This is a genomic window from Corynebacterium sp. MSK195 (assembly GCF_030228885.1).
Taxonomy (GTDB): Bacteria; Actinomycetota; Actinomycetes; order Mycobacteriales; family Mycobacteriaceae; genus Corynebacterium.
This window is the reverse complement of the sequence record NZ_JASPGT010000003.1, coordinates 300,314-322,559: the sequence shown is the minus strand read 5'-3', so window position 1 is coordinate 322,559 and position 22,246 is coordinate 300,314. Positions and strand designations below refer to the sequence as shown.

General features: G+C 57.7%; 25 protein-coding genes and 1 pseudogene. 13 read left to right on the top strand and 13 right to left on the bottom strand.

Annotation, left to right across the window (positions count from 1 at the left end; translation table 11 throughout):
* The 4 genes and pseudogenes from QP909_RS05055 to QP909_RS05040 all read left to right on the top strand — a co-directional run.
* Positions 1-147 (top strand): annotated as a pseudogene (locus QP909_RS05055) (IS3-like element ISRhosp1 family transposase); the annotation flags it as partial.
* Between the two features lie 498 nt (positions 148-645).
* Positions 646-1,416 (top strand): Bax inhibitor-1/YccA family protein, encoded by a 771-nt coding sequence (locus QP909_RS05050; protein WP_239277837.1) that lies wholly within the window; start codon positions 646-648, stop codon positions 1,414-1,416.
* Positions 1,417-1,781: 365 nt separating this feature from the next.
* Positions 1,782-2,501 (top strand): DUF3558 family protein, encoded by a 720-nt coding sequence (locus tag QP909_RS05045; protein ID WP_284766385.1) that lies wholly within the window; start codon positions 1,782-1,784, stop codon positions 2,499-2,501.
* On the top strand, positions 2,462-4,345 hold the full coding sequence (locus tag QP909_RS05040; RefSeq protein WP_284766384.1) for a hypothetical protein: 1,884 nt from the start codon (positions 2,462-2,464) through the stop codon (positions 4,343-4,345). The genes QP909_RS05045 and QP909_RS05040 overlap by 40 nt, the downstream gene beginning before the upstream one ends.
* Before the next feature lie 43 nt (positions 4,346-4,388).
* Here the strand turns inward: QP909_RS05040 and QP909_RS05035 are convergent, their stop codons facing one another.
* From QP909_RS05035 to QP909_RS05025, 3 genes are all read right to left on the bottom strand, one after another.
* Positions 4,389-4,667 carry a thiamine biosynthesis protein X gene (locus QP909_RS05035; RefSeq protein ID WP_284766383.1) on the bottom strand — a complete coding sequence of 93 codons (279 nt, stop codon included), beginning with the start codon at positions 4,665-4,667 and terminating at the stop codon, positions 4,389-4,391.
* A 41-nt stretch (positions 4,668-4,708) separates the two neighbouring features.
* Positions 4,709-5,230 carry a transcription elongation factor GreA gene (greA, locus tag QP909_RS05030; protein WP_023021898.1) on the bottom strand — a complete coding sequence of 174 codons (522 nt, stop codon included), beginning with the start codon at positions 5,228-5,230 and terminating at the stop codon, positions 4,709-4,711.
* Between the two features lie 120 nt (positions 5,231-5,350).
* Positions 5,351-5,821, bottom strand: a complete 471-nt coding sequence (locus tag QP909_RS05025) for a DUF4307 domain-containing protein (protein ID WP_284766382.1) — start codon at positions 5,819-5,821, stop codon at positions 5,351-5,353.
* A gap of 95 nt (positions 5,822-5,916) precedes the next feature.
* Here QP909_RS05025 and mca point away from each other — a divergent pair, with 95 nt between their 5' ends.
* The 3 genes from mca to QP909_RS05010 are packed head-to-tail and all read left to right on the top strand — an operon-like array spanning position 5,917 to position 7,911.
* The gene (gene mca, locus QP909_RS05020) at positions 5,917-6,807 is read left to right on the top strand and encodes a mycothiol conjugate amidase Mca (RefSeq protein WP_284766381.1); all 891 of its coding nucleotides are present in this window, start codon (positions 5,917-5,919) and stop codon (positions 6,805-6,807) included.
* A 3-nt stretch (positions 6,808-6,810) separates the two neighbouring features.
* On the top strand, positions 6,811-7,122 hold the full coding sequence (locus tag QP909_RS05015; RefSeq protein ID WP_204609642.1) for a hypothetical protein: 312 nt from the start codon (positions 6,811-6,813) through the stop codon (positions 7,120-7,122).
* A 12-nt stretch (positions 7,123-7,134) separates the two neighbouring features.
* Complete coding sequence (locus QP909_RS05010) at positions 7,135-7,911, top strand: isoprenyl transferase (protein ID WP_284766380.1); 777 nt, start codon at positions 7,135-7,137, stop codon at positions 7,909-7,911.
* A gap of 3 nt (positions 7,912-7,914) precedes the next feature.
* Here the strand turns inward: QP909_RS05010 and coaA are convergent, their stop codons facing one another.
* Positions 7,915-8,841 (bottom strand): type I pantothenate kinase, encoded by a 927-nt coding sequence (gene coaA / locus QP909_RS05005; RefSeq protein ID WP_239277844.1) that lies wholly within the window; start codon positions 8,839-8,841, stop codon positions 7,915-7,917.
* Between the two features lie 118 nt (positions 8,842-8,959).
* On the opposite strand from coaA, the gene glyA reads away from it, so the two are divergent.
* Positions 8,960-10,243, top strand: coding sequence for a serine hydroxymethyltransferase (gene glyA, locus QP909_RS05000; RefSeq protein ID WP_236882514.1), 1,284 nt, complete (start codon positions 8,960-8,962; stop codon positions 10,241-10,243).
* Here the strand turns inward: glyA and QP909_RS04995 are convergent.
* Positions 10,240-10,569: a DUF5997 family protein gene (locus QP909_RS04995; protein WP_023021891.1), complete on the bottom strand. Its 330-nt coding sequence runs from the start codon at positions 10,567-10,569 to the stop codon at positions 10,240-10,242. The two genes, glyA and QP909_RS04995, sit on opposite strands and share 4 nt — an antisense overlap.
* Positions 10,570-10,640: 71 nt before the next feature.
* On the opposite strand from QP909_RS04995, the gene QP909_RS04990 reads away from it, so the two are divergent.
* The 4 genes from QP909_RS04990 (at position 10,641) to QP909_RS04975 (ending at position 14,249) form a co-directional block, all read left to right on the top strand.
* Positions 10,641-11,315, top strand: a complete 675-nt coding sequence (locus QP909_RS04990; RefSeq protein ID WP_284766379.1) for a LysR family transcriptional regulator substrate-binding protein — start codon at positions 10,641-10,643, stop codon at positions 11,313-11,315.
* A gap of 146 nt (positions 11,316-11,461) precedes the next feature.
* A complete protein-coding gene (locus QP909_RS04985; protein WP_284766378.1) occupies positions 11,462-12,052 on the top strand; it encodes an LGFP repeat-containing protein in 591 nt (196 codons plus the stop codon).
* Between the two features lie 184 nt (positions 12,053-12,236).
* The gene (gene phoH2, locus QP909_RS04980; protein WP_284766377.1) at positions 12,237-13,601 is read left to right on the top strand and encodes an RNA 5'-3' helicase PhoH2; all 1,365 of its coding nucleotides are present in this window, start codon (positions 12,237-12,239) and stop codon (positions 13,599-13,601) included.
* Positions 13,602-13,679: 78 nt separating this feature from the next.
* On the top strand, positions 13,680-14,249 hold the full coding sequence (locus QP909_RS04975; RefSeq protein WP_049378460.1) for a GNAT family N-acetyltransferase: 570 nt from the start codon (positions 13,680-13,682) through the stop codon (positions 14,247-14,249).
* A 152-nt stretch (positions 14,250-14,401) separates the two neighbouring features.
* Here the strand turns inward: QP909_RS04975 and QP909_RS04970 are convergent, their stop codons facing one another.
* The 5 genes from QP909_RS04970 to glpX form a co-directional block, all read right to left on the bottom strand.
* Positions 14,402-14,611: a hypothetical protein gene (locus tag QP909_RS04970; RefSeq protein WP_284766376.1), complete on the bottom strand. Its 210-nt coding sequence runs from the start codon at positions 14,609-14,611 to the stop codon at positions 14,402-14,404.
* Positions 14,611-16,179, bottom strand: a complete 1,569-nt coding sequence (locus QP909_RS04965; RefSeq protein ID WP_284766375.1) for an MDR family MFS transporter — start codon at positions 16,177-16,179, stop codon at positions 14,611-14,613. The genes QP909_RS04970 and QP909_RS04965 overlap by 1 nt, the downstream gene beginning before the upstream one ends.
* Positions 16,173-16,796, bottom strand: coding sequence for a TetR/AcrR family transcriptional regulator (locus QP909_RS04960; RefSeq protein WP_239280115.1), 624 nt, complete (start codon positions 16,794-16,796; stop codon positions 16,173-16,175). The genes QP909_RS04965 and QP909_RS04960 overlap by 7 nt, the downstream gene beginning before the upstream one ends.
* Before the next feature lie 173 nt (positions 16,797-16,969).
* Positions 16,970-18,370: a class II fumarate hydratase gene (locus tag QP909_RS04955; protein WP_239228018.1), complete on the bottom strand. Its 1,401-nt coding sequence runs from the start codon at positions 18,368-18,370 to the stop codon at positions 16,970-16,972.
* 85 nt (positions 18,371-18,455) lie between these two features.
* Positions 18,456-19,469 (bottom strand): class II fructose-bisphosphatase, encoded by a 1,014-nt coding sequence (gene glpX / locus QP909_RS04950; RefSeq protein WP_239277852.1) that lies wholly within the window; start codon positions 19,467-19,469, stop codon positions 18,456-18,458.
* A 188-nt stretch (positions 19,470-19,657) separates the two neighbouring features.
* Between glpX and QP909_RS04945 the strand changes: the two genes are divergently transcribed.
* The gene (locus tag QP909_RS04945; protein WP_239277853.1) at positions 19,658-20,227 is read left to right on the top strand and encodes a DUF4245 domain-containing protein; all 570 of its coding nucleotides are present in this window, start codon (positions 19,658-19,660) and stop codon (positions 20,225-20,227) included.
* On the opposite strand, the gene QP909_RS04940 is transcribed toward QP909_RS04945, so the two are convergent.
* From QP909_RS04940 to xseA, 3 genes are read right to left on the bottom strand one after another with little or no spacing between them, the layout of a single operon-like run.
* Positions 20,211-20,579: a hypothetical protein gene (locus tag QP909_RS04940; RefSeq protein ID WP_239277854.1), complete on the bottom strand. Its 369-nt coding sequence runs from the start codon at positions 20,577-20,579 to the stop codon at positions 20,211-20,213. The two genes, QP909_RS04945 and QP909_RS04940, sit on opposite strands and share 17 nt — an antisense overlap.
* A complete protein-coding gene (locus tag QP909_RS04935) occupies positions 20,579-20,848 on the bottom strand; it encodes an exodeoxyribonuclease VII small subunit (protein ID WP_005327444.1) in 270 nt (89 codons plus the stop codon). The genes QP909_RS04940 and QP909_RS04935 overlap by 1 nt, the downstream gene beginning before the upstream one ends.
* A 21-nt stretch (positions 20,849-20,869) precedes the next feature.
* Positions 20,870-22,111: an exodeoxyribonuclease VII large subunit gene (gene xseA, locus QP909_RS04930; RefSeq protein WP_284766374.1), complete on the bottom strand. Its 1,242-nt coding sequence runs from the start codon at positions 22,109-22,111 to the stop codon at positions 20,870-20,872.
* Between the last annotated feature and the right edge of the window lie 135 nt (positions 22,112-22,246).

The following is a 22,246-nucleotide window of genomic DNA, read 5'->3' as shown; positions in this document are numbered from 1 at the left end:
CGTGATGCCGCGCGCAAGGCCGTTGCCTACTGGATGGAAGTCGTTTACAACCGTCGGCGCCGGCACTCTGCACTAGGGATGGTCAGCCCCGTCGACTTCGAAAACCACATTGGTCTAACCACCAGTAGAAAAGAAATAGCTGCCTAAGCACTAGGTAGCCCCACTACGTGTCCACGATTTGCGGGCAACCCCATGTTCAGCTGCTTCGGCCTGGGTCATACCGGTGGCGAGCATGGTTTCGATGATGATTTTTGGGCTTGGTTTTGAGCTCTTCTCCATTTTTAAAGCATGGAGGATCGATGTCTCGACACATCGCTTTTCGCCATGTCTGGGCAGTTTTAGCCTCGGGGCTTTCTGCCGGATCGATGTGGTGAGACATCTGAGCTGGTGGGGCCGGAACGATCTCATGAGACATGCGGAACGATCTCACCGAACCAGACACCACTGGGGGCACCATGTGAAGTCTCGAGACATCGTTTGGGAAGGTGTCTCGAGACTTTTCTCGTCAACAGGTCTCCACAGACTTTTTGCGGAAGCTACCCACAAAACTTCTAGCTAAATGGAAAGAATATGGAACTTTATGGGGTGGTGTCTCGTTGAATGGGGTGAGATAGCTAATTTGCACCTCTCTTAGAAAGGACAACCGTGCGTTCAAGCAATCCGGTGATGAGTTCTCTGACCGAAAATAGTAGCCGCCAAAATTCTGGTTACGCGGACGTATCTACCCGTCCCATGACCGTGGATGACGTAGTGACCAAGACGGGCATTACCCTCGGCGTTATCATCGTCGCCGCAGTCATCAACTTCGCCCTGGGAATGCTAGTAAGCCCAGGTATCGCCATGGCCTTGACCCTGGTCGGTGGTATCGGTGGCTTCATTACCGTGCTCGTTGCCTCTTTTGGCAAGAAGTGGGGTTCTGCTGCAGTCACCCTGATTTATGCCGTATTTGAAGGCCTATTTGTCGGTGGCTTCTCCTTGATGTTCGCCAACGTCAACTTCCAGGGCGAAGGCGGCATGGCCATCATTGGCCAAGCGATTGTCGGCACTATTGGTGTATTCATTGGCATGCTGATTGTGTACAAGACTGGCGCAGTGAAGGTGACTCCGAAGTTCACCAAGATCCTTTTCGGCTTGATCGCTGGCGTTGCTGTCATGGCCCTGGTTAACTTTTTGGGCGCGATTTTCTTTGACTTCAACCCACTGCGTGATGGCGGCCCGATTGCCATCATCTTCTCGCTCGTCTGCATCGTTCTTGGTGCTCTGTCCTTCCTGACTGACTTTGATCAGGCTGACCGCATGATCCGTGCCGGTGCTCCCTCTAAGAACGCTTGGGGCGTGGCTCTCGGCCTCGCAGTTACCTTGGTCTGGCTCTACACTGAGATTCTCCGTCTGCTGAGCTATTTCCAGCGAGACTAACTGACCCTTTTGTATTGGCCCGCACTTCGGTGCGGGCCTTTTTGGTTGCCGAGAATCGCTTACAAACGTGTAATTTCTGGGGTAGTACTGGGGGATAAAGTGCGGGTTTAACCTTCATTTGGTCTACAAAACCACTCACAGAGGTGATACAGCTAATGAGCAGGAAACTTCGCCTTTTGAACGTTATGGATGTGACATATGGGACAAATAATTTTTGTTAAATTGCCGTTAACCTTTGTGGTTGCGTAGAAAATTCTTGGGGTCTCATGCATGCTGTGTACCGGAACGGGAAGTATGAAGTGAAAAGTTCTCTGTTTCACTATTCTTGTTCCTCTCGTCAGGAAGTGAGTGCGCGAAGGATTGTTGTGAAGCGTCAGGTCACCGTAGCAACGTTGATGGTCAGCAGCACCGTTATGCTGAGTAGCTGCGTTGCGGACATCGGTACGAGGAGCGCGTCAGAGGAAACCACCAAGGTGGACGAGGCTGGCGGCATCAGTTCGGCCGACGGTGCAGGGGGAACCAACGGGGACCCGGGGGATGATGCGGAAGGCAATCAGGGGGAATCGGCACACACCAATGGCGAGAAGAATGCGGGTGGCGCCGGCCAACCGGGGGAGGCCGGCGCCACGGGGTCGGAAGACACTTCCGGCGTCCTACCGCCACTGGGGGAGTTCGATCCGGCAGACCCGAGCTTCGAGCTTTTTGATCCGTGTACGGAGATTCCTCGCGAGCATCTTCGGACCTTCGGACTCGGTGAACAGATTGAGGATTCTGGAAAGCAATCGGGGTTTTCCTTTTGTGCTTTCGACAGTGTCGAAGGAACTGGAGGAGCTGTCATTGGATTGACTACTTCTAGGCAGTCATTTGATGGCGCAGAAGTACAAATAGCCTCCCTATCTGACGGTGTGGGACACAGTGTGCCGATAGTGCAGATCGAAAGTGAATTGTTCGGGGATATGTTCTGTACTGTCGGCGTTTCTACTTCACGTGGAATCCTAAAAGTTAGTCATTCTGGGAAACGACCTGACGATGACTACGAAGCTAAATGTTCACAGGCCAAAAAACTGCTAGACAAATTTTACTAAGAATATACATCGGGGGAATTATGGAATTGCGACCGGACAACATCATGGCTACTGCTATGAAAACGGAAAACCTGAAGGAGGAAATTGCACTATCTGGAGGTCGCGCATATTCGCCTCTTGATGCTGGTTTTTCTCCCGTTGTTGGAATTGACCATGTGGGATCCGTTCACCAACGAGTTCTCGAAACTGATCCAGGCTCTGCAAGGTCTTCGTTGAAGGCCTTTTCGGAACAGTTGGATTGGCTACAAGATAGCCTGGGTAGGGAAGCCCGAGGGTTTCAGGCGCAGGAAGACGCAAATAGTCGCGGCATGGAGATCGCGGATGCGGGTGGGGATATTGGCATTGAGTCGATGCCGATAATGAACCAGCCGGAGCCGGGGTACAGCCCATTTGGGTTTTCCATGCCGGTGGTGAATGTCGGTACAGACATTGTGAAGCTGGCTACGGACCTCATGTCGACGCAGATATGGAATGTGTCGGAGGCGAATGCACGGTGGAGCTCGTTGGCGTCGGAAGTTGACGATATCGTTAGCGGGTTACAGGAAGCAGCCGGGTCTTTGGAAGGCGAGAACGACAGCGAAGCCACGTCGAGAGCGGCGGCAAAGATTCGGGAAGTGGCGGCGTCGGGAAGCCACTTTGTGGCAAATGCCAAGGTAATGGGGGAGAAGCTAACCGGATTCCACGCCAAGCTGATGGGCATGCAGCCTACTGCGATGGCCATGGCGATGGAAGTGATGGCCATTCCAGAACCGGTCGAGCGCGAAATTGCGGAAAAGGCCGCATTGGCCGCATTGCAACCTGACTTGCAGCGCTTCGCGGTAGAGGCAATGCCGTACCAGCACGCTTTGATGGAACAATCGCCGGCGTCGGGAGGCGGCGGTGTCGACGCGGGCCTTTCCGGCGTTGACGGTGATGGGCAGCGCTATACCACCGATGCCGTGGTATGGCCAAAGAAGATTGCGGAAGCGATAGCGCGAGGTGACTTGGGGCCGGGGAACTTCGACGTCGTCAATGGCAATGTGGACGGGCTAGAAGCAGTGGGGATGAGCCCACAAGAAATTAATGATTTTCACCAGCAGATGCATACTAGCGGCAGGAATGCGCTGGAAAAGCTTGGCCTGGGAGACCAGGTAGCCATCGACGGAAATGAAGTGTCCACCCAAGGTGCATCCATGCCGGGCGTAACTGCGCCGAATGGGGCGATAGGGCAGGTTCCTAGTGGTACAGTGCATCCGGTTGCCGCAGGAGCACATGCAGGCGCGCTTAATAACAGCGGTGCGATATCGCCGACAGCTACAGCGCAGTCCCCCAATACTGGGATGGCGCCGATGATGGCAGCCGGACGGCCCGGGGATGCAGGCCGAGGCGTACTCGGCGGTCAGTCGCCACGAGGCGGAATTGGATCCGCCGCAGGAAAGGTAAGTGGCAGCGCCGATATTGCGCGTGCCGGAAGAGGAGCGCAGTCGGGCCACCACTTTGGACGAGGAGCCGGAGCGCCCTACGCCGGTGTCGGTTCAGGCGTGCGCGCTAGCCATAGCAATGCATTCGGCGGTGGTTCGGGTATGCGGCCCGGCGTGGGTGGCGGCCTTGGTCTTGGAACAGGCAGCAGTGAAAGTGCTGCGGCATCGCGCGGTGGCAATGCAGGTCGCTCAACCGGCGGGGCGCGAGCCTATGGTCCAATGATGGGGATGCGCGGAGGCAAAGACAGTGAGAAAAAGCGCGTAAAGTCCGTCACCACGCAGGTGGAACGGGATCCAAATAAGCGGGACCTCCTGGGAGAGCCGCCCGCTGTCGTACCCGGTGTCATCGGGGATTGGGTGCGGGAAGTGGACCCAGAAAAATAGCATGAAAAAGGGCCGAGGGAATCCCTCGGCCCTTCAAGCCTTATTACTGCTGTGGCAGTTCGGTGGCGGTACCGTTCAAGTGCGGCTGTGCTGGCTCTTCTGGAACGCCGGACTGGACTACAGGTGCTTCCTCTTCAATAACGGTCTCGGGTGCGGAAGAGCTGGTTTCAGCATCCTTCTGCATCGGGGCCTCACCGGTGAAGGTGGAGGCATTTTCTACCTTGGAATCAGAATCCTGCTGGTTCGGTGGGTGGCAAGCAGCGAGGGAGAGGCCAGCGGTGAAGACTAGGCCAGCGGCGGCGAAACGGGAGAACTTCTTCATGGGGATGTGCTCTTTCTCCAGAGTGGTGAGTGGTTAAAAGTTTAGGACTCGCGTGGAGTAGCGGCCTTAGCAGAATCATACGGCGCTGCGGATTCGATGGTGACCGAAATGGTCTTGCCATTCGGAGCGGTGTACTCGCGGGTCTCGCCCTCTTGTGCGCCAAGGATGGCAGCGCCCAGCGGGGACTGCTCGGAATAGGTTTCTAGGTCCTTGTTATCGGAAGCAGCGGCGCGGGTACCGATGAGGAAGGTCTCCTTATCGTCCTTGTCACCATTGTAGTAAACGTGAACTACGGAACCGGTGTGGGCGACGCCCTCCTGAACAGCACCGCGCTCGGTGGTGGCATTCGCAAGAACCTCAGAAATCTGCTTAATGCGGGCCTCTTCCTGGTCCTGCATCTCACGTGCGGCGTCGTAACCGGCGTTCTCTTTGAGGTCGCCTTCCTCACGGCGCTCGTTGATCTCAGCCGCGACTACTGGGCGGTGGTCGATGAGCTCCTGCAGCTCGGCCTCGAGCTTTGCCTTGGTCTCTGGGGTGATGTACTGCTTTTGCTGCTCAGCCATTCTGCAACCTTCCGTAGATAGGAATTGTGGTCAAAGCCCCTGTTAATCCCTGGGGCTATAAGTAAAAATGGAACCGGGCATATGCCCAGTTCTAGGCGCTACAAATCCTAGCACACGCGGCTAGCGGCTTTCCGCGTAGTCAGGGTTATCCATATCCAAGTATTCGGGGATATTGCCGGAACAACCATAGGCCCCGCCGGCTACGGCACGAGCGTTGGTCGGAACGTCGACAGCGATGCGCTGGGTTTCGTTTCCGCCCGCGGGAACAGCGAATTCTCGGCGGCCTACTTCGGACTTGGAGTAGTCAAATGCCTGGACAATGCAATAAGCGTCTTCATCGGTGTGATTGCGGGTGACATCGACCCAGACGCGGGTGGAATCATCGCTCAAAACTTCCTGGGTCACGATGGACACCTGTGCGTTCACGCGCTCCTTTTCCTGGAAGTACCGGAATCCGAAGAAAATAAGCGCGATAAAAATGGCGACAAAGATGAGCACCAGCGCCCTATTAGTCCAGCTACCAGAGTTCTTTTCAGAGGAGCCGCGGGAGCCGTAGCGGGCGGCTGAGCGAGATTTTCCGGCGGAAGTCATGGCTTCCACTCTAGCCGAGGACCACTGTTTTCCAATTATCTACTAGGATAATCATCTGTTCAAAGAACCTAGATTAATAAGGGGATGGATTTTCAGTGAGCGATTTTCGCCTACTAGCTATCCACGCGCACCCAGACGATGAATCATCTAAGGGTGCTGCAACCACCGCGCGCTATGCCGCAGAAGGCAATGAGGTTTTGGTGCTGACTTGTACCGGCGGCGAGCGCGGCGATGTGATTAACCCCGCCATGGATCGCCCGGGAATCAAGGAAAAGATGGGCGAGGTGCGCCGGGAAGAGATGGCTAACGCTGCGCGGGCGCTGGGCGTACAACATCGCTGGCTGGGCCACGTTGATTCCGGATTGCCGGATCCGGTTGAAGGCAAGACTATGGAGGAATTGCTGCCGAAGGGCTGTTTTGCGTTGCTGGGGGATGACACCGTTGCGCAGGAATACGTCCAGGTTATCCGCGAATTTCGTCCACACGTCATTGTTACCTATGACGAAAATGGTGGCTACCCGCACCCAGACCACCTAATGGTGCACCGAGCTTCCATGATCGCGTGGGAGAAGGCGGGCGATGCCGAGTACCACCCAGAGCTAGGTAAGCCGTGGGAGCCGCTGAAGCTTTACTACTCGCACGGTTTTGTCTACCAGCGCATGAAGATGTTCCATGATTTGCTGTTAGAAGAGGGGAATACCAGCCCCTATGGGCCGATGCTGGCGCGCTGGGATACCACTTTTGGCGATATCATGGCGCGTGTAACCACTCAGGTGGAATGCGCGGATTACTTCAGCAATCGCGAGGAGGCTTTGCGGGCGCACGCTACGCAGATCGATCCGGCGGGTGCCTTCTTGGCGACGTCGGTGGAGGTACAGCAGCGCCTTTGGCCCACCGAGGAGTTTGAGCTGGCGAAGACTCGCGTTTCTACCTCCCTGCCAGAAAATGACCTTTTTGCCGGCATCAAAGAGGAAGAGGAGGCCTAAGACATGAGCATGTATGGCTCTTTCGTGCTTGCCGCACATGACGTATTTGTACTCGCCCAAGGAACCGAGGGCGCCGAAGGTGGCCCAATGGGCCCTGAATTTGGCAAAGCTTCGCCCATTGGTCTGCTGATTTTGGCGCTTATGGGCGTTGCGGTGTTGTTTGCGGGCTGGAATTTCCATCGCCGTTACTCACGCTTTCGCCGCCGCATGATGTTTGCGGAGGATCACGGAATCGATCCGTTCGATGAGGAAGCCGTGGATGAGGCGATGAAGGAAGCCGGCATTTACGATAACCGCAAGAAGTCCATTTTCTAGGCGGATAGACTGATGAGCGTGAGTTCTCTCAAGCAGCTGGCCTACCCAGCTTATGAAGCGCGTCTGGCGCGCCTGATCAAGGGCAAGCCGCAGCCTAAGCACATCGCCATCATGGCCGATGGCAATCGCCGGTGGGCGCGTGAGGCTGGGTTTACCGATATCAGCCATGGTCATCGCCAAGGCGCGAAGAAAATCGGAGAGATGATTTCGTGGTGCCGCGATACCGATATCGAAGTGGTCACCATTTATTTGCTGTCCACGGAGAACCTGAAACGCAGCGAGCAGGAAGTAGAGCTGCTCTTTGACATCATCTCGGACGTGGTCACGCACCTATCCCATAACGACGTCGGCTGCCAGGTGCGCTTGGTCGGCCACCTCGATCTACTCCCGGATGATGTTCGCCAGCGCATGGTGACGGCGGCGGCGGAAACCGAGGACAATACGGGTGTCATCGTCAATGTGGCGGTGGGCTATGGCGGGCGCCAAGAAATTGTAGACGCCGTGCAGAATTTGGTGCGTGCGGAAGCAGAGAAGGGAACTACCGCAGCGGAGATGGCGGACCGCGTCACCGCAGAATCCATTGGGGAGCACCTGTATACCAAGGGACTTCCGGACCCGGATTTGGTTATCCGTACCTCTGGTGAACAACGCCTGTCAGGCTTTCTCCTGTGGCAGGCCGCGTACTCCGAAATCTGGTTCACGGATACTTACTGGCCAGCATTCCGCAAGGTGGACTTCCTTCGCGCCTTGCGGGATTATTCCCAACGTTCGCGCCGCTTTGGCAAATAGGCTCTAGAGCTTGCGCATTCGCACCTGTTCTACCAAGTGATGCGAGCCCTTTTTGAGCACGAGGGAGGCTCGCACACGGGTGGGCAGGATATTTTCCACCAAGTTCGGCAGGTTAATGGACTGCCAAATTTCGCGGGCTTGGGCGCGGGCTTCCTCATCGTTCATGTCTGCGAAGGCAGAGAAGTGGGCGTTGGGCTCGCGGAAAGCGGTGTGGCGCAGAGTAAGGAAGCGGTCGATATACCACTGCTCGATATCGTCGGTGCGGGCATCAACATAGACCGAGAAATCAAAGAGGTCCGCCACGGTCAACGTGGGGCTCGTTTGTAGCACGTTGAGCCCTTCCAGGATGAGGATGTCGGGCTGGTGAACTTCTTGGTACTCACCGTCCACAATGTCATAGGTGATGTGGGAATAAAGCGGTGCCTTGACAAATGGCTTTCCTGATTTTACGTCCGTGACAAAGCGGAGGAGTGCGCGCCGGTCATAGGATTCCGGAAATCCCTTGCGCTGCATGAGGCCGCGTTCCTTGAGAGTCTTGGTGGGGAAGAGGAAGCCGTCGGTAGTAACGAGGGCCACCTTGGGGTGGGATTCCCAGCGTTGCAGCAGCACCTGAAGGAGACGGGCGGTGGTGGATTTTCCCACTGCCACAGAACCGGCCACACCGATGACAAAGGGAACGTGCGTCGGAGGATTGCCTAAGAAGGATTCGGTAGCCGTGGTGAGCTGCTGGCGTGCCATGACTTGCATATGGATGAGACGGGAGAGGGGGAGGTAGACATCAGCTACCTCGTCTAGGTCGATGCGGTCTCCTAGGCCGCGAAGTTTCTCCACCTCGGTTTCCGTGAGCACCTGAGGCATGGATTTACGCAGTTCACGCCAGGTCTCGCGGTCAAAATCTAGGTAGGGACTCGAATCCAATGTGCGCGCCATGGCTCTATTGTCGCACTTGCATAATCCGTGGGTAAAAGTATGCCCCCTAAGGGTGCATGGCACGATAAGATATGCAGCAGCCCATACCGCATGATTTTGAGAAGGGGACCACACCTTTATGGCTTCTTTTACCTCTGACCTCCGCGACCTCGATCCGGATGTATTCGGCGCAATTCAGGGAGAGATTTCCCGCCAGCGCGAAACCCTGGAAATGATCGCTTCTGAGAACTTTGTGCCTCGCGCCGTGCTCCAGGCACAGGGCTCCGTGCTCACTAACAAGTACGCCGAGGGCTACCCGGGTCGCCGCTACTACGGCGGCTGCGAGCATGTCGACGTCGTGGAGGACCTAGCCCGCAACCGCGCTAAGGAACTCTTTGGTGCGGAATTCGCCAACGTTCAGCCGCACTCGGGTGCGCAGGCGAACGCCGCGGTGCTTTCCACCATTGCTGAGCCTGGCGACAAGATTTTGGGCCTGTCCCTGGCTCACGGCGGCCACCTTACCCACGGCATGAAGTTGAACTTCTCTGGCAAGCTTTATGATGTCGCCGCCTACGAGGTGGATCCAGAGACCATGCGTGTGGACATGGATAAGCTGCGCGAGCAGGCGCTGAAGGAAAAGCCGAAGGTCATTATCGGCGGCTGGTCTGCCTACCCGCGAACCATGGATTTCGCGGCCTTCCGTGAAATTGCTGATGAGGTCGGCGCTTACCTGTGGGTAGATATGGCCCACTTTGCTGGCCTCGTTGCTGCTGGCCTGCACCCGAGCCCAGTGCCTCACGCGGATATCGTGTCTACCACCGTGCATAAGACCCTGGGTGGTCCGCGCTCCGGCATGATTTTGGCCAAGCAGGATTATGCCAAGAAGATCAATTCCAACGTCTTCCCGGGCCAGCAGGGCGGACCGCTGATGCACGTGGTCGCTGCCAAGGCCATTGCTATGAAGATTGCCGCTACCGAGGAATTCAAGGAGCGCCAGGAGCGCACCTTGGAGGGTGCTCGCATTCTGGCAGAGCGCCTTACCGCAGAAGATGCCAAGGCGGCTGGCGTGGACGTGCTGACCGGCGGCACCGATGTGCACTTGGTCTTGGCGGACCTGCGCAATTCCGAATTGGATGGACAGCAGGCAGAGGATCTGCTGCACGAGGTAGGCATTACCGTTAACCGCAATGCCGTACCGAATGACCCGCGTCCGCCGATGGTCACCTCCGGCCTGCGTATTGGTACTTCTGCGCTAGCAACCCGCGGCCTCGATGCCGAAGCTTTCACCGAGGTTGCAGATATTATCGGTACCGCTCTGGTGCAGGGCAAGAATGCCGATGTAGAGGCCCTGCGTGCTCGCGTGGACAAGATTGCCCAGCACTACCCGCTGTATGAGGGCCTCGAGGACTGGAAGCTGGTCTAGTCCTTCACCTCATGGCCACGGGCCTGCGCCATGGTGGCGCGGGCCTGCTGGAGCCATTCCGGCTGCTCTTGGAGGAGCTGATTGATTTCCGCTGTGGTCAGCGGCTTATCCATATCGTTCTTCTTGAGCGCGGTTACAGAGATACCCAACTTATGGGCAACCTCGGGGCGGGGATGGGGGCCTTCGCGGCGCAAGGTTTGTAGCCACTCGGGTGGGTTATGCTGCAATTCGCGCAGCTCTTCGTGGCTAATGGCACTATTTTGGAACTCGTCCGGCGCAGCGGGCAGGTAAATGCCTAGCTTCTTCGCCGCGGTTTGGGCACGCATAGCGGTGCCGGATGGTTGCTTTTGTTCTTCAGTCACGCTTTTACCGTAGCACTTTCAGTAGACTGTCCTCTATGCTGCGCTTAGCTTTTGCCACCGGTACAGAACCTGGAAAGTGGTTTCGCCGATTCGAGGAAAATACTGCTCATGGTGGCTTGTACACCGTTGATGCGGACGATGCGCTAGCCCCGCTGGTAGCCGGCGAGGTGGACCTAGCTCTTGCGCGCCTGCCGGATGCGCGGGTGGATGACACCTTTCATGTGGTGCGACTTTATAAAGAGGCCCCTGGCATTGCCGTTCCCAAAGACTCAGTCTATGCGGAGGTGGGCGAGGAGCTTGCGCTTGCCGACGTCGCCGATGAACACCTCAACTACCGCCTCGCCGATTCCGGGCTTGTCGATGTCCCCGCAGTCCGCGACGCCCTGCAGGTAGTGGCGGCCAATGTGGGAATTGCGATTGCGCCGCGGCCCCTGTTGAAGGTCCTGAGCAAAAAGCAGGTGGTGCCGTTGAGCCTTAAGGACGAGTCCGTGCCGGTGACGGAGATTGCATTGGTGTGGCGCAAGGACGATGACGGGGAGGCAATTCAGGACTTCGTGGGCGTCGCTAAGGGCCGCACGGCGCGTTCCTCCCGCCAAGAGAAGCCGAGGCGCAGCGCCAGGGAAAAGGCGAAGGCGAAGCAGGCGCGGAGAAACGTTAACAATTCGTTACAAAAGAAAAAGAAGGCACCTAAGCAGCGCAAACGTAGGTAACCCTTTACTGTTTGCTGTCTACTTCCTGTCCGGGTGGGTGGCACCAGCTGGGAGTCGTCGTTACGGTGGGCGTCGTTCGTCATGAAGGGCGATTTAACAATAAATTTAGAATTAACTTACTTTCTTGATGAAAGGATGATGCAGTAATGCAGAAGATGACCCGTCGTATCGCAGGTGGTTTTGCAGCCGCAACCCTGTCCGTTGCTCTCGTAGCGTGCTCCGATGCTGAGGATGCAGCTAACGACGCTAAGGATTCCGCCGGCTCCGTAGCAGCAGACGCTACCGACGCTGCTGGCTCCGCTGCTGCTGAGGCTACTTCCAATGATGACGCGGACGACAAGGATGACGCTGACGACAAGGGCGGCGCTACCAAGTCCATCGCTACCGCTAACGGTGACGTAGATGTTCCGGCTGATTTCGCTTCCGCTATTGAAGAGAAGAAGGCTGAGTGGGGCGACGTAAAGAGCATCGAACAGGGTGACGATGATGAGTTCCTCGCTAACTTCGATAACGGCAACCTGCTGACCTTCGACGACGATGAGGGCGCTCAGCCTATCGTTGGCAAGATTGCTGAAACCTGGAAGGAGCAGGGTGGCCTGGACTCTGAGGTAGGCCTGCCTAAGGCTGCTGAGGAAAAGGCTGCTCAGGGCAAGGGCTGGACCCAGCAGTTCGACGATGGCGTTATCTCCTGGATCCAGGACGAGAGCGGCAAGTTCACCTCTTCCGTAGAGAAGTAAAAAGCTCCTTTAGAGCTTCTCCCTCTGCAGCATGTGCTGCGGAGGGATTTTTCGTTTTCTTAATGTTCATCTTGCACCCATGTAATTTCAACCTTCGGTGCCTACTTTGGGTGGCAACCCCGGGGATTCGGGGTGATTCGGAAGAAGTCTGATCTACCGCACACTAAGGGAGAACCCTGCCACCATGTCTCGTCCCTCTGTACTTTCTACTCCGCTTGCCACTACTGATAACACCGTCGCTACCAAGACCTATGTAGTGGATACCTCGGTCTTGCTGTCTGACCCTTGGGCCCTGCGCAAATTTGCAGAACACGATGTGGTCCTTCCCGTTGTAGTTATTTCTGAACTGGAAGGAAAACGTCATCACCCGGAGCTTGGCTGGTTCGCCCGCCAAGCTCTTCGCTTTTTGGAGGAGCTGCGCGCTACCTATGAGGCCTTAGACCAGCCGGTGCCCGTCAACGTGGATGGCGGCACCCTGCGCGTGGAATTGAACCATCAAGACCAATCCTTGCTGCCTACCGCGTTCCGCGGGCCAGAAGGCGACCACCGCATCTTGGCGTGCGCTCTCAACCTTGCGCACGAAGGGAAGGACACCGTGTTGGTCACGAAGGACGTGCCGCTGCGTGTGAAGGCCGGTGCGGTAGGCGTGCAAGCGGATGAGTACCACGCCCAGGACGTAGTCTTGACCGGCTATACCGGAATGGCGACGGTGCAAACTAGCTCGGATGTCATCGATGCCCTCTATCGTGATGGGGAAGTCATGCTAGACGGCGTCGAAGCTGACAAGGGTACCGCCGTGGAGGATCTGCCGGTGCACTGCGGCTTGACCTTGGCGGCGGGTGCGCAATCCGCGCTGGGGCGCATGAGTGCTGATGGCGTGGTCGAGCTCGTACGTGGTGATATCAATGCCTTTGGCCTTCAGGGACGCTCCGCGGAGCAGCGTATCGCTTTGGATTTGCTGATGGACCCAAACGTAGGAATTGTCTCTATCGGTGGCCGCGCCGGCACCGGCAAGTCGGCACTTGCGCTGTGCGCCGGTTTGGAGGCGGTGCTCGAGCGCGGGGAGCACCGGCGCATTGTGGTCTTTCGCCCGATGTATGCGGTTGGCGGGCAGTCGCTGGGATACTTACCGGGCACTGAATCGGACAAGATGAACCCGTGGGCGCAGGCGGTCTATGACACCTTGGAGGGCTTGGTGTCTGACAACGTCATGGAAGAGGTGCACGAGCGCGGCCTCATCGAGGTCTTGCCCCTGACGCATATTCGCGGTCGTTCGCTGCATGATGCTTTTGTCATCGTGGATGAAGCGCAGTCCTTGGAGCGAAACGTCTTGCTTACCGTGCTTTCTCGGTTGGGGAAGGGCTCGCGAGTAGTTCTTACTCACGATGTGGCACAGCGCGATAACCTTCGTGTGGGCCGGCACGACGGAGTCCAAGCAGTGATTGAAAAGCTCAAGGGACATGAGCTTTTTGCGCATATTACGCTGCAGCGTTCTGAGCGCTCTGCCATTGCGGAGCTCGTCACTGACCTGTTGGAAGGCGGCAACTAGTTCGAATTCGTTCGCGTTGGGCGATCTTTATGTGTACAGCGTGGCGAAGCTGGGCATAGCCCAGTAATAATGTTGTATATGAGCGAGAACGCTAAGCAGACGTCTTCGGACGACAAGAAGAAGGATTTCCGCATCCGCCCCTTTACCGCGGCGGACTACCCGCAAATGCGAGAGATTTATGAACAGGGGCTCAATACTGGGCACGCTACCTATGAGACCCGATCCCTGACCTTTGAAGAATTTAAAGCTGGCAAGATCATGCCTTCGGTACATGTGGCCGTTGAAGCAGATGATGATTCTAAGGTCTTGGGGTGGGTTTCCGCGGCACCGGTATCTACCCGCACCGTCTTCCACGGAGTAGTGGAGGACTCCATCTACCTAGGAGCCGAGGCACAAGGACGCGGCATTGGCGGCGCACTTCTAGACCGCCTGATCGAGGTGTGCCAGGACCTGCACAAGTGGGCCATCCACTCATGGATTTTCCCTGAAAATGCAGGTTCTGCGGGGCTGCACAAGTCGCGTGGCTTCGTGAAGGTAGGCACCTACTCGCATATGGCGAAGATGACCTACGGCGAGCTTGCGGGCCAGTGGCGCGATACCGACGTATATGAGCTGCTTTTGCCCAAGCCGGAGGAAAAGAAGCGGTAGCTTCCCCAGCGCATACAAGCCCCTGCTCGAACCACACTCGTGGTAACGATGGCAGGGGCTTTTTGCTGAGGCCTTAGAACGAGGGAAACGCTACACTGCAGGAACGTCCCAGGTGCCAAACCAACGCTGAGCTTGTGAGCGCATTTCCTCGCTCAAGCGGCTAAGGCGCGGGATCGGGGTACCGTGCGCGCGGGCTTGCGCCACACCTTGATGGGACCGGACTGGATTTCCAACGCCGCGTGAAGGCCGCCGGGGGCATAGCCGAGGGCGGGTTCAATGGGGGCGTCGGCAAGCGGGAGTGCATCGCGCAAGGCGTGCAGCTCTCGGCTTGTGGCCTGTACTTCTGCAGGTGAAAGTGACACTAGTCAATCGTTTCCTTCAAACGCTCCTCGCGCAGTGGCAGGAGGAGGATGAGGGCGACGATAACCAGCGGAACCATCAGGGCGATGACCGGAGTCAGGCCATCATTATAGGAGTTGAGGATTGCTTCCTCGATGGGCTGAGGGAAGGAGGCAACCAAATCCGGGGTGAGGCTATTGGCACCGCCATTGGCATCGCCAAACTTCTCTGCGTAGGCGGCACCCTCGGGTCCCATCTTCTGGAAAGCTTCAGGCATGCGGGTGGCCATCTCATCCTTCATGTTGTGGATGAACATGGAGCCGACAAGGGAAGCACCGAGTGCGGAACCGATCTGGCGGAAGAAGTTATTCGCCGCGGTAGCCGTACCCACCTGGGACAGCGGGAAGGAGTTCTGGACGATGAGCACGAGGACCTGGATAACCATGCCCAGACCGATGCCGAAGACCAGGAATTCGCAGCCCAGCTGCGTTAGAGAAGTCTCCACGGAGAGGTGGGACATCCAGAACAGGGCGCCGGCGGTAATCGCCAGGCCGATGATGGGGTAGACCTTGTAGTGACCGGTGCGGGCGATGATAAAGCCCACGCCAGTGGAGGTACCGATAAGGCCCACCATCATCGGAATCATCATGAGACCCGCCTTGGTTGGGGTCAGGGTGTGCACCATCTGCAGGTAGGTTGGCATGTAACCCAGAACGCCGAACATTGCCAGGCCAAGTACCACGCCGGAGAGGGTGGTCAGGGCCATGTTGCGGTTCTTGAACAGGCGGACCGGGATGAGCGGTTCCTTAGCGCGCAGCTCCACCAGGACGGTGATGATGGCGCCGATGATGGTGATGGCACCCAGGGTGAGGATCATGGAGGAGCCCCACTCGTACTCGGTGCCGCCCCAGGTGGTCATGAGGATAAGGGAAGCGGTGGTGATGGCGATGAAGGTGGCGCCAAGCCAGTCAAAGCGCTTCATATCGGCATCGCCCACGCGCAGGTGCAGCACGAGGGTGCACACGATGATGGCGAGGATGCCCAGCGGAATGTTCATCCACATGCCCCAGCGCCAGCCCGGGCCGTCGGTGAACCAGCCGCCGAGGACGGGGCCGAGAACCGAGGACAGGCCGAAGACGCCGCCCATGATGCCCATGAACTTGCCGCGCTCACGGGAGGAGGTGACCTCGGCGATGATGGACTGGGAGGAAATCATCATAAAACCTGCGCCAAAGCCCTGCACAGCGCGGGCGATGATCAGCAGCGTCATGGAGTTAGCAAAGCCGCCGAGGGTAGAGCCTACGACGAAGATGGCGATACCGCCGATGTAGAGCCACTTGCGGCCCAGCATGTCACCCAGCTTGCCGGAAATGGGCATGGCGATGGTCATGGTGACAAGGAAGGCGGAGATGACCCAGCTCATGTGGTCGACGCCGCCCAGCTCACCAACGATGGTTGGAAGAGCAGAAGAGAAGATCATTTGGCCCAAAGAGCTCATCAGCATGGTGAGCATCAAAGCCGAGAAGATAAGCCCGAGGTTATCGGCTCGGGATTGGCCCTGCGAGGGGGCCTTAGTAGCCGTATCTACCATCGCATTCCTTTCATAAAATCTGTTATTAGCGTGAGGGAGGTATCGAGTCGCGCGTGGAGGTCCTTGCTGCAATCCGCATCGGGGGATGCCATCGCGAGCCAAAGTGCCTCGCGGACGAGGCCGGCGATGAGCATCGCCTCGGTGCTCGAGGAGCAGCTATCGAGGACGCGAAGCTCCGGTTCTGTGGTGAGGCGTTCTTCAATGAGATCGATAAGCTCAATGGATTTTGCCCGCTTCCGGCTTATTGCCGCCGCGGCCGCATCCGGATCATTAGAGATGCGCTTGCGGCGGTCCCGGATGGTCGGGTTGATGTGGTGGCCTTCCATGTGTTGCCTGACCAACTGGAGGACGAGTCCTACCATGCTGGTCGTTGGCTCAGTGAGGAAGAATTCCCGCATCTCCTCCGTAAACTCGGTGCTCGGGGCGCCCAGTACGGCGGATTCTTTGGAATCGAAATAATTGAAGAAAGTGCGCCGAGAAATACCGGCTACTTCGCAGATCCTCTCAATCGTGACCGCGCTAAAGGATTGTTCATCCACCAGCTTCGTGGCGGCATCCTCAATGCGCAGGCGAGTCTCGAGGCGCTTCTGCTCGCGTAGTGATAATTCTTCTTGCACGCCAGGCAACTTTACACTCAGTGCAAACTTGCACCAAGTGCAAAAGTGGTGATTTTAGAGGTGCGTTTCCCCTAATGTGTGCTAAGCCATAGCGCTTGCCGACGCCCCCTTACCCCAGACATGCAAAACCCCGCCCGAGTCCTGCCCGGGCGGGGAAGCGGTGCGGCGATTACTTAGAAGTTATCGCGGTCGCGGTTGGTCATGCTCAGCACGTTGAGGCGCTTATCCAGCTCTTCCTCGGTGAGGTTTTCGCCGTCGACGAAGCCCAAGTCAATAACGGCCTGGCGGACGGTGATCTTCTCGTGCAGGGCGTGCTTTGCTGCCTTAGCTGCGTTTTCGTAGCCGATGGCGGAGTTGAGCGGGGTCACGATGGAGGTGGACGACTCCGCAAAGTGCTTCATGCGCTCCTCGTTGGCCTCGATGTGATCGATGCACTTATCGGCGAAGACGCGGGAAGCATTAGCCAGCAGGCGAGCGGACTCGAGTACATTGCGCGCCATCATCGGGATGAAGACGTTGAGCTCGAAGTGGCCCTGAGCGCCGCCGAAGGCTACGGCTGCGTCGTTACCCACCACCTGGCCCGCCACCATGGTGACGGCCTCTGGGATAACCGGGTTGACCTTACCCGGCATGATGGAGGAACCCGGCTGCAGGTCCTTGAGGTGAATCTCGGCCAGGCCGGTCAGCGGGCCGGAACCCATCATGCGCAAGTCATTGGCAATCTTATTGAGGGATACAGCAATCGAGCGCATGGCGCCGGAGAATTCCACCAAGCCATCGCGGGCAGCCTGTGCCTCGAAGTGGTTTTCTGCTTCCTTCAGTTCCTTCACGCCGGTGAGCTTCTTTAGCTCCTCGGTGACCTTCGCGCCGAAGTCAGCGGAGGTATTCAGGCCGGTACCTGTGGCGGTGCCGCCGATGGCCAGCTCACCCAAGCGCGGCAGGGTGGCCTCAATGCGTTCGATGCCCAGCTCGATCTGGCGGGCGTAGCCGCCGAATTCCTGGCCCAGGGTAACCGGGGTGGCATCCATCAGGTGGGTGCGGCCGGCCTTGACCACGTCGGCGAATTCCTTGGCTTTCTTGGTCAAGGATTCGTGGAGGACCTTCAGGCCCGGGATGAGGTCATTGACGGCAGCTTCCGTAGCAGCTACGTGCGTGGCGGTGGGGAAGGTGTCATTAGAGGACTGGCCCATATTCACGTGGTCATTTGGGTGAATTTCCACGCCATTGTTATGCGCCAAGGAGGCAATAACCTCATTGGTATTCATATTGGACGAGGTACCGGAACCGGTCTGGAATACGTCGATTGGGAAGGCGTCGTTATGCTTGCCCTCGGCGATTTCGGTGGCGGCAGCAATGATGGCATCGGCCTTGTCCGCGTCCAGCTTGCCGGAATCCTTATTTACCTGGGCGCAGGCTGCCTTAAGCAGGCCAAGGGCGCGAATCTGCGCATTTTCCAGGCCACGGCCAGAGATAGGGAAGTTGTCCACTGCGCGCTGGGTCTGTGCACGCCACAGGGCATCTGCAGGAACCTTAACTTCGCCCATGGTGTCATGTTCGATGCGGTATTCAGTCATGTGAAGATCACCTCAGTTAATTGGGTAGTGTGTGCTTTCCAGTATGGCGGAGAACCAAAAGAAGGGCCGCCTTCGGGGGTGAACCCTACTTCTTGGTTGGCGTGTCGTAGTCCACGACGGAATACTCCTGCAGCTTGGACAGCTTGTGGATGGAGTCGATATAGCGGATGGTGCCGGACTTGGAGCGCATGACCAACGAGCGGGTAGTAGCGCCGGAATTGCGGTAGGAAACGCCGCGCAGCATGTCACCATTGGTCACGCCGGTGGCGGCGAAGTAGCAGTTTTCAGAGGAGACTAGATCATTGGTCTTGAGGACGCGGTCCAAATCATGGCCGGCGGCGCGGGCCTTTTCTGCTTCCTCTTCATCCTTCGGCCACAGCTTGCCCTGGATCTCGCCGCCCATGCAGCGCATCGCGCAGGCGGTGATGATGCCCTCCGGGGTGCCGCCGATGCCCATCATCATGTCGATGGAGTTCGAATCCTGGCAGGTGGCGATGGCGCCGGCTACGTCACCATCCATGATGAGGCGCACCTTGGCGCCTGCGGCGCGAATTTCAGAGATGAGCTGTTCGTGACGAGGACGGTCAAGGACCACCACGGTCAGATCGGAGGGGCGAATATTCTTTGCCTTTGCCACGGACTGGATATTCCATTCCACGGACTCGTTGATGTCGATAGCGCCAACTGCCTCGGGGCCAACGGCAATTTTTTCCATGTAGAAGACTGCGGAAGGGTCATACATGGTTCCGCGTTCGGCAGCCGCAATGACGGAGATAGCGTTGGGACGGCCTTCTGCCATCAAACGGGTACCGTCGACCGGGTCTACGGCGATATCCATGGCGGCACCCTCGCCGGTGCCTACCTCTTCGCCGTTAAAGAGCATGGGGGCCTCATCCTTTTCGCCCTCACCAATGACAACGACGCCGTTCATCGCTACGGAATTGATGAGCTTGCGCATGGCGTCGACCGCCGCGCCATCGCCCTCATTCTTCTGGCCGCGGCCTACCCAACGGCCGGAAGCGAGTGCTGCTGCCTCGGTGACACGAACCAGTTCCATTGCCAGGTTGCGGTCAGGAAGATAAGACGTATTTTCGGACATGTGTAGTGGTTGCCTTCCATAGTTTTCTCATCGAGGGGTGTTCCCCTTGATGCTCTACCTTTCCATTCTCGCACTTTTTTGCTCTAATGGGTTCGATTTTGCGCCCCATTTGTGGGGGATTGACAGATCTTTCGGGGCAAAAGGGGCCGTGTGGCTTTTTGAAAGCAGGCCGTGCGATACTAAGGCGCGTGGCTGCAGAAGAAAGACCAAAGATTTTTGAAGGCGCGAAGGACATCTCCCTGTCCCTCGCAGTCGTGGTGATTATGATGCTGCTCGCCGTGGGAGCGACCGGCCTGTGCTCAATTAACTCCGAAACCCAGCAGGGCGCGGTGCAGGAAGTGGATGAACAAACCTTCCTAGACACCCAAGCCCGCGCAGGGGTCGGTGCAATTCGCAATCCCGAAATGCCAGAGGGCTGGGAGGCCAATGCTGCCCGCCGCGTAGATATGGGCGGCGAGAACGCCACCGTGGTCAGCTGGGTGACCGCTGACCAAGGGTTTGTGGAATCTACGCAGACGCAGGTCGCGGCCGATAAAGCGGGCGAGGCCTACGACGCCAACTACCGCGGCATTGAATCCGCCCGCGAGGTCAAGGGGCACCAAGTGCGGGTGCTAGAAAGCGACGATGATTCCGTGCGCCGCCTGTGGGTTACGGATTTGGGCGATGCCCGCCTCATCATCTCCGGCGCCGCGAACGACAGTGACTTTGAGGCGGCTACCGCTGCGTTTATCGACGCCGCACCTATAGCCGGAAAATAACCTCGCCTAAGCCTTCTTCCGCGGCGGTGGCGCTAAGACCGTCGCCGGACTGGGCAATAACTTCAGCTAGGGCCTGCGAATCCAGGCCGCTGAGGCGTGTTTTTCCTGCAAAGACATCGATGTGCTCACGCTGCGAGCGCTGCGGATAAATGGCAATCTCGCGTACTTTGTCGTCCGTAAAGCGCAGCACCACGGATTGGGAGAAGTAGCTCACCTCATTATCGTCGCGGGTGTGTGCAGGACCGAAGAATTCTTCTACGAATTCTCGGGAATCTCCCGCCATGATGGAACCGGCGGCCGCGGATTTCGATACAAAGTCCACGCGCTCGCCTGGATACCCATAAATCTGCACTACTCGTCTCCTTCAGCGTCTGCGTCCTCGGCCTTATCGAGCGCGTCTTCCACACGCTTCGCCGCGCCGTCGAGGTGCGCCTCGCACGCACGGGCAAGGGCCTCGCCGCGCTCCCAATACTTTAGCGACTCATCCAAGCCCATCTGCCCAAGCTCGAGAATCTTGACGGTTTCAATGAGCTCATCGCGAGCTTGCTCATAGCTCAATTCTTCTACTGGGGTAAAAGCATCCTGGCCTGGCTGGCCGGTACCAATGGTGTCATCGGACATGATTTTCTCCTCGTCTCGTGATTAATCGGCGGCCTGGGAGGCCATAGAAACTGCGGTAATAGATCCATCGCCCACCCGAATGCGCAGTTGAGCGCCAGGCGGGGATTGCTTATAAGAGGTGACGACCTCGGGCCCGGAACCGTCCTTGGGTACTACCTGGACAATGGAGTACCCGCGGGCGAGAGTCGCCGACGGTCCCAATGCTGATACGCGGGCGCGCAGCGATTCCACGTGGCGGGTTTCTCGCTCCACCATGATTTCAATTTCTCGCCGCATGGTAGCGCGGGTACGCTCCACCTCTTCGCGGCGCGCACGGATAGGGGTCATCGGGTCTGCCATGACAGGCCGGGAACGAATGTTGTCGAGGCCGCGCCGTTCCCTTTCCACCCAGCCGCGCAGCGCGGCCGCCATGCGAGAGCGAGCCTCTGCGACGATGGCGCGCTCCTCTGCCACAGAGGGTACGACGCGCTTTGCGGCGTCGGTAGGCGTAGCAGCGCGCAGGTCGGCGACGTTATCGAGCACTGGGCTATCCGGCTCGTGGCCAATGGCAGAGACTACCGGGGTGCCGGCCGCTGCCACTGCGCGTTGCAGTGCTTCTTCTGAGAAGGGAAGCAGATCTTCCACGGAGCCGCCGCCACGAGCGATGATGATGACGTCTACCTCAGGATCCGCATCAAGCTGCTGGAGCGCATCAATAACCTCGGGTACGGTATTCGCACCCTGAACCGCAGTATTGAGGACGCGGAATTGCACTGCTGGCCAGCGGTCATGAGCTACCGCCATCACATCCCGCTCTGCGGCAGAACCACGGCCGGTAATCAGCCCAATTTTGTGTGGCAGGTAGGGGAGCGGTCGCTTGCGTGCGGGATCGAAAAGGCCTTCAGCAGCCAGCTGTTGGCGCAGCTTCTCAATGCGAGCAAGCAGATCGCCAATGCCTACATGGCGAATTTCGGTGGTCCATAGCGAAAAGGATCCGCGTCCAGCGTAAAAGGCAGGCTTACCGTGGACAATGACGCGGTCGCCGTCCTTCAGCGGTGCTGACAATGACTGCAGCATCGATGATGGGCAGGTTAACTGCACGGACTTTTCCTGCTGTACGTCACGCAGCGTGAGGTAGGACAGCTTCCAGGTGGGTTTGAAGTTGATTTGGGTCAACTGACCCTCTACCCACAGGTAACCCAGGCGCTCGATCCAGCCCTTGACTTGGTCATTGACCTTGCCAACGGGCCAGGGAGTATCCGGTGTATTTGCCGGTTGATTCACACAGCCTCCCTTTCTTCAGTCTGCCGTGTTCTTCCGTCTAGTTTAGGGGCCAGCGCAGTTGATTGTCCCGCTCGGGGTGGCCAGAAAGGTGACGTTAGGCCCCGCTATTGTTTTGCGTAGTGTTTCGATACTCTG

Excerpts from the sequence above, each read along its gene's own strand:
- greA (WP_023021898.1), bottom strand. The coding sequence starts at position 5,230 with ATGGCTGAGCAGCAAAAGCAGTACATCACCCCAGAGACCAAGGCAAAG.
- QP909_RS04955 (WP_239228018.1), bottom strand. The coding sequence starts at position 18,370 with ATGACTGAATACCGCATCGAACATGACACCATGGGCGAAGTTAAGGTT.
- glpX (WP_239277852.1), bottom strand. The coding sequence starts at position 19,469 with ATGTCCGAAAATACGTCTTATCTTCCTGACCGCAACCTGGCAATGGAA.
- QP909_RS05035 (WP_284766383.1), bottom strand. The coding sequence starts at position 4,667 with ATGAAGAAGTTCTCCCGTTTCGCCGCCGCTGGCCTAGTCTTCACCGCT.
- QP909_RS05025 (WP_284766382.1), bottom strand. The coding sequence starts at position 5,821 with ATGACTTCCGCCGGAAAATCTCGCTCAGCCGCCCGCTACGGCTCCCGC.
- QP909_RS04985 (WP_284766378.1), top strand. The coding sequence starts at position 11,462 with ATGCAGAAGATGACCCGTCGTATCGCAGGTGGTTTTGCAGCCGCAACC.
- coaA (WP_239277844.1), bottom strand. The coding sequence starts at position 8,841 with ATGGCGCGCACATTGGATTCGAGTCCCTACCTAGATTTTGACCGCGAG.
- glyA (WP_236882514.1), top strand. The coding sequence starts at position 8,960 with ATGGCTTCTTTTACCTCTGACCTCCGCGACCTCGATCCGGATGTATTC.
- QP909_RS05010 (WP_284766380.1), top strand. The coding sequence starts at position 7,135 with ATGAGCGTGAGTTCTCTCAAGCAGCTGGCCTACCCAGCTTATGAAGCG.
- QP909_RS04965 (WP_284766375.1), bottom strand. The coding sequence starts at position 16,179 with ATGGTAGATACGGCTACTAAGGCCCCCTCGCAGGGCCAATCCCGAGCC.
- QP909_RS05040 (WP_284766384.1), top strand. The coding sequence starts at position 2,462 with ATGTTCACAGGCCAAAAAACTGCTAGACAAATTTTACTAAGAATATAC.
- QP909_RS04995 (WP_023021891.1), bottom strand. The coding sequence starts at position 10,569 with ATGCGTGCCCAAACCGCGGCGAAGAAGCTAGGCATTTACCTGCCCGCT.
- QP909_RS04975 (WP_049378460.1), top strand. The coding sequence starts at position 13,680 with ATGAGCGAGAACGCTAAGCAGACGTCTTCGGACGACAAGAAGAAGGAT.
- phoH2 (WP_284766377.1), top strand. The coding sequence starts at position 12,237 with ATGTCTCGTCCCTCTGTACTTTCTACTCCGCTTGCCACTACTGATAAC.
- QP909_RS04990 (WP_284766379.1), top strand. The coding sequence starts at position 10,641 with ATGCTGCGCTTAGCTTTTGCCACCGGTACAGAACCTGGAAAGTGGTTT.
- QP909_RS05015 (WP_204609642.1), top strand. The coding sequence starts at position 6,811 with ATGAGCATGTATGGCTCTTTCGTGCTTGCCGCACATGACGTATTTGTA.
- QP909_RS04935 (WP_005327444.1), bottom strand. The coding sequence starts at position 20,848 with ATGTCCGATGACACCATTGGTACCGGCCAGCCAGGCCAGGATGCTTTT.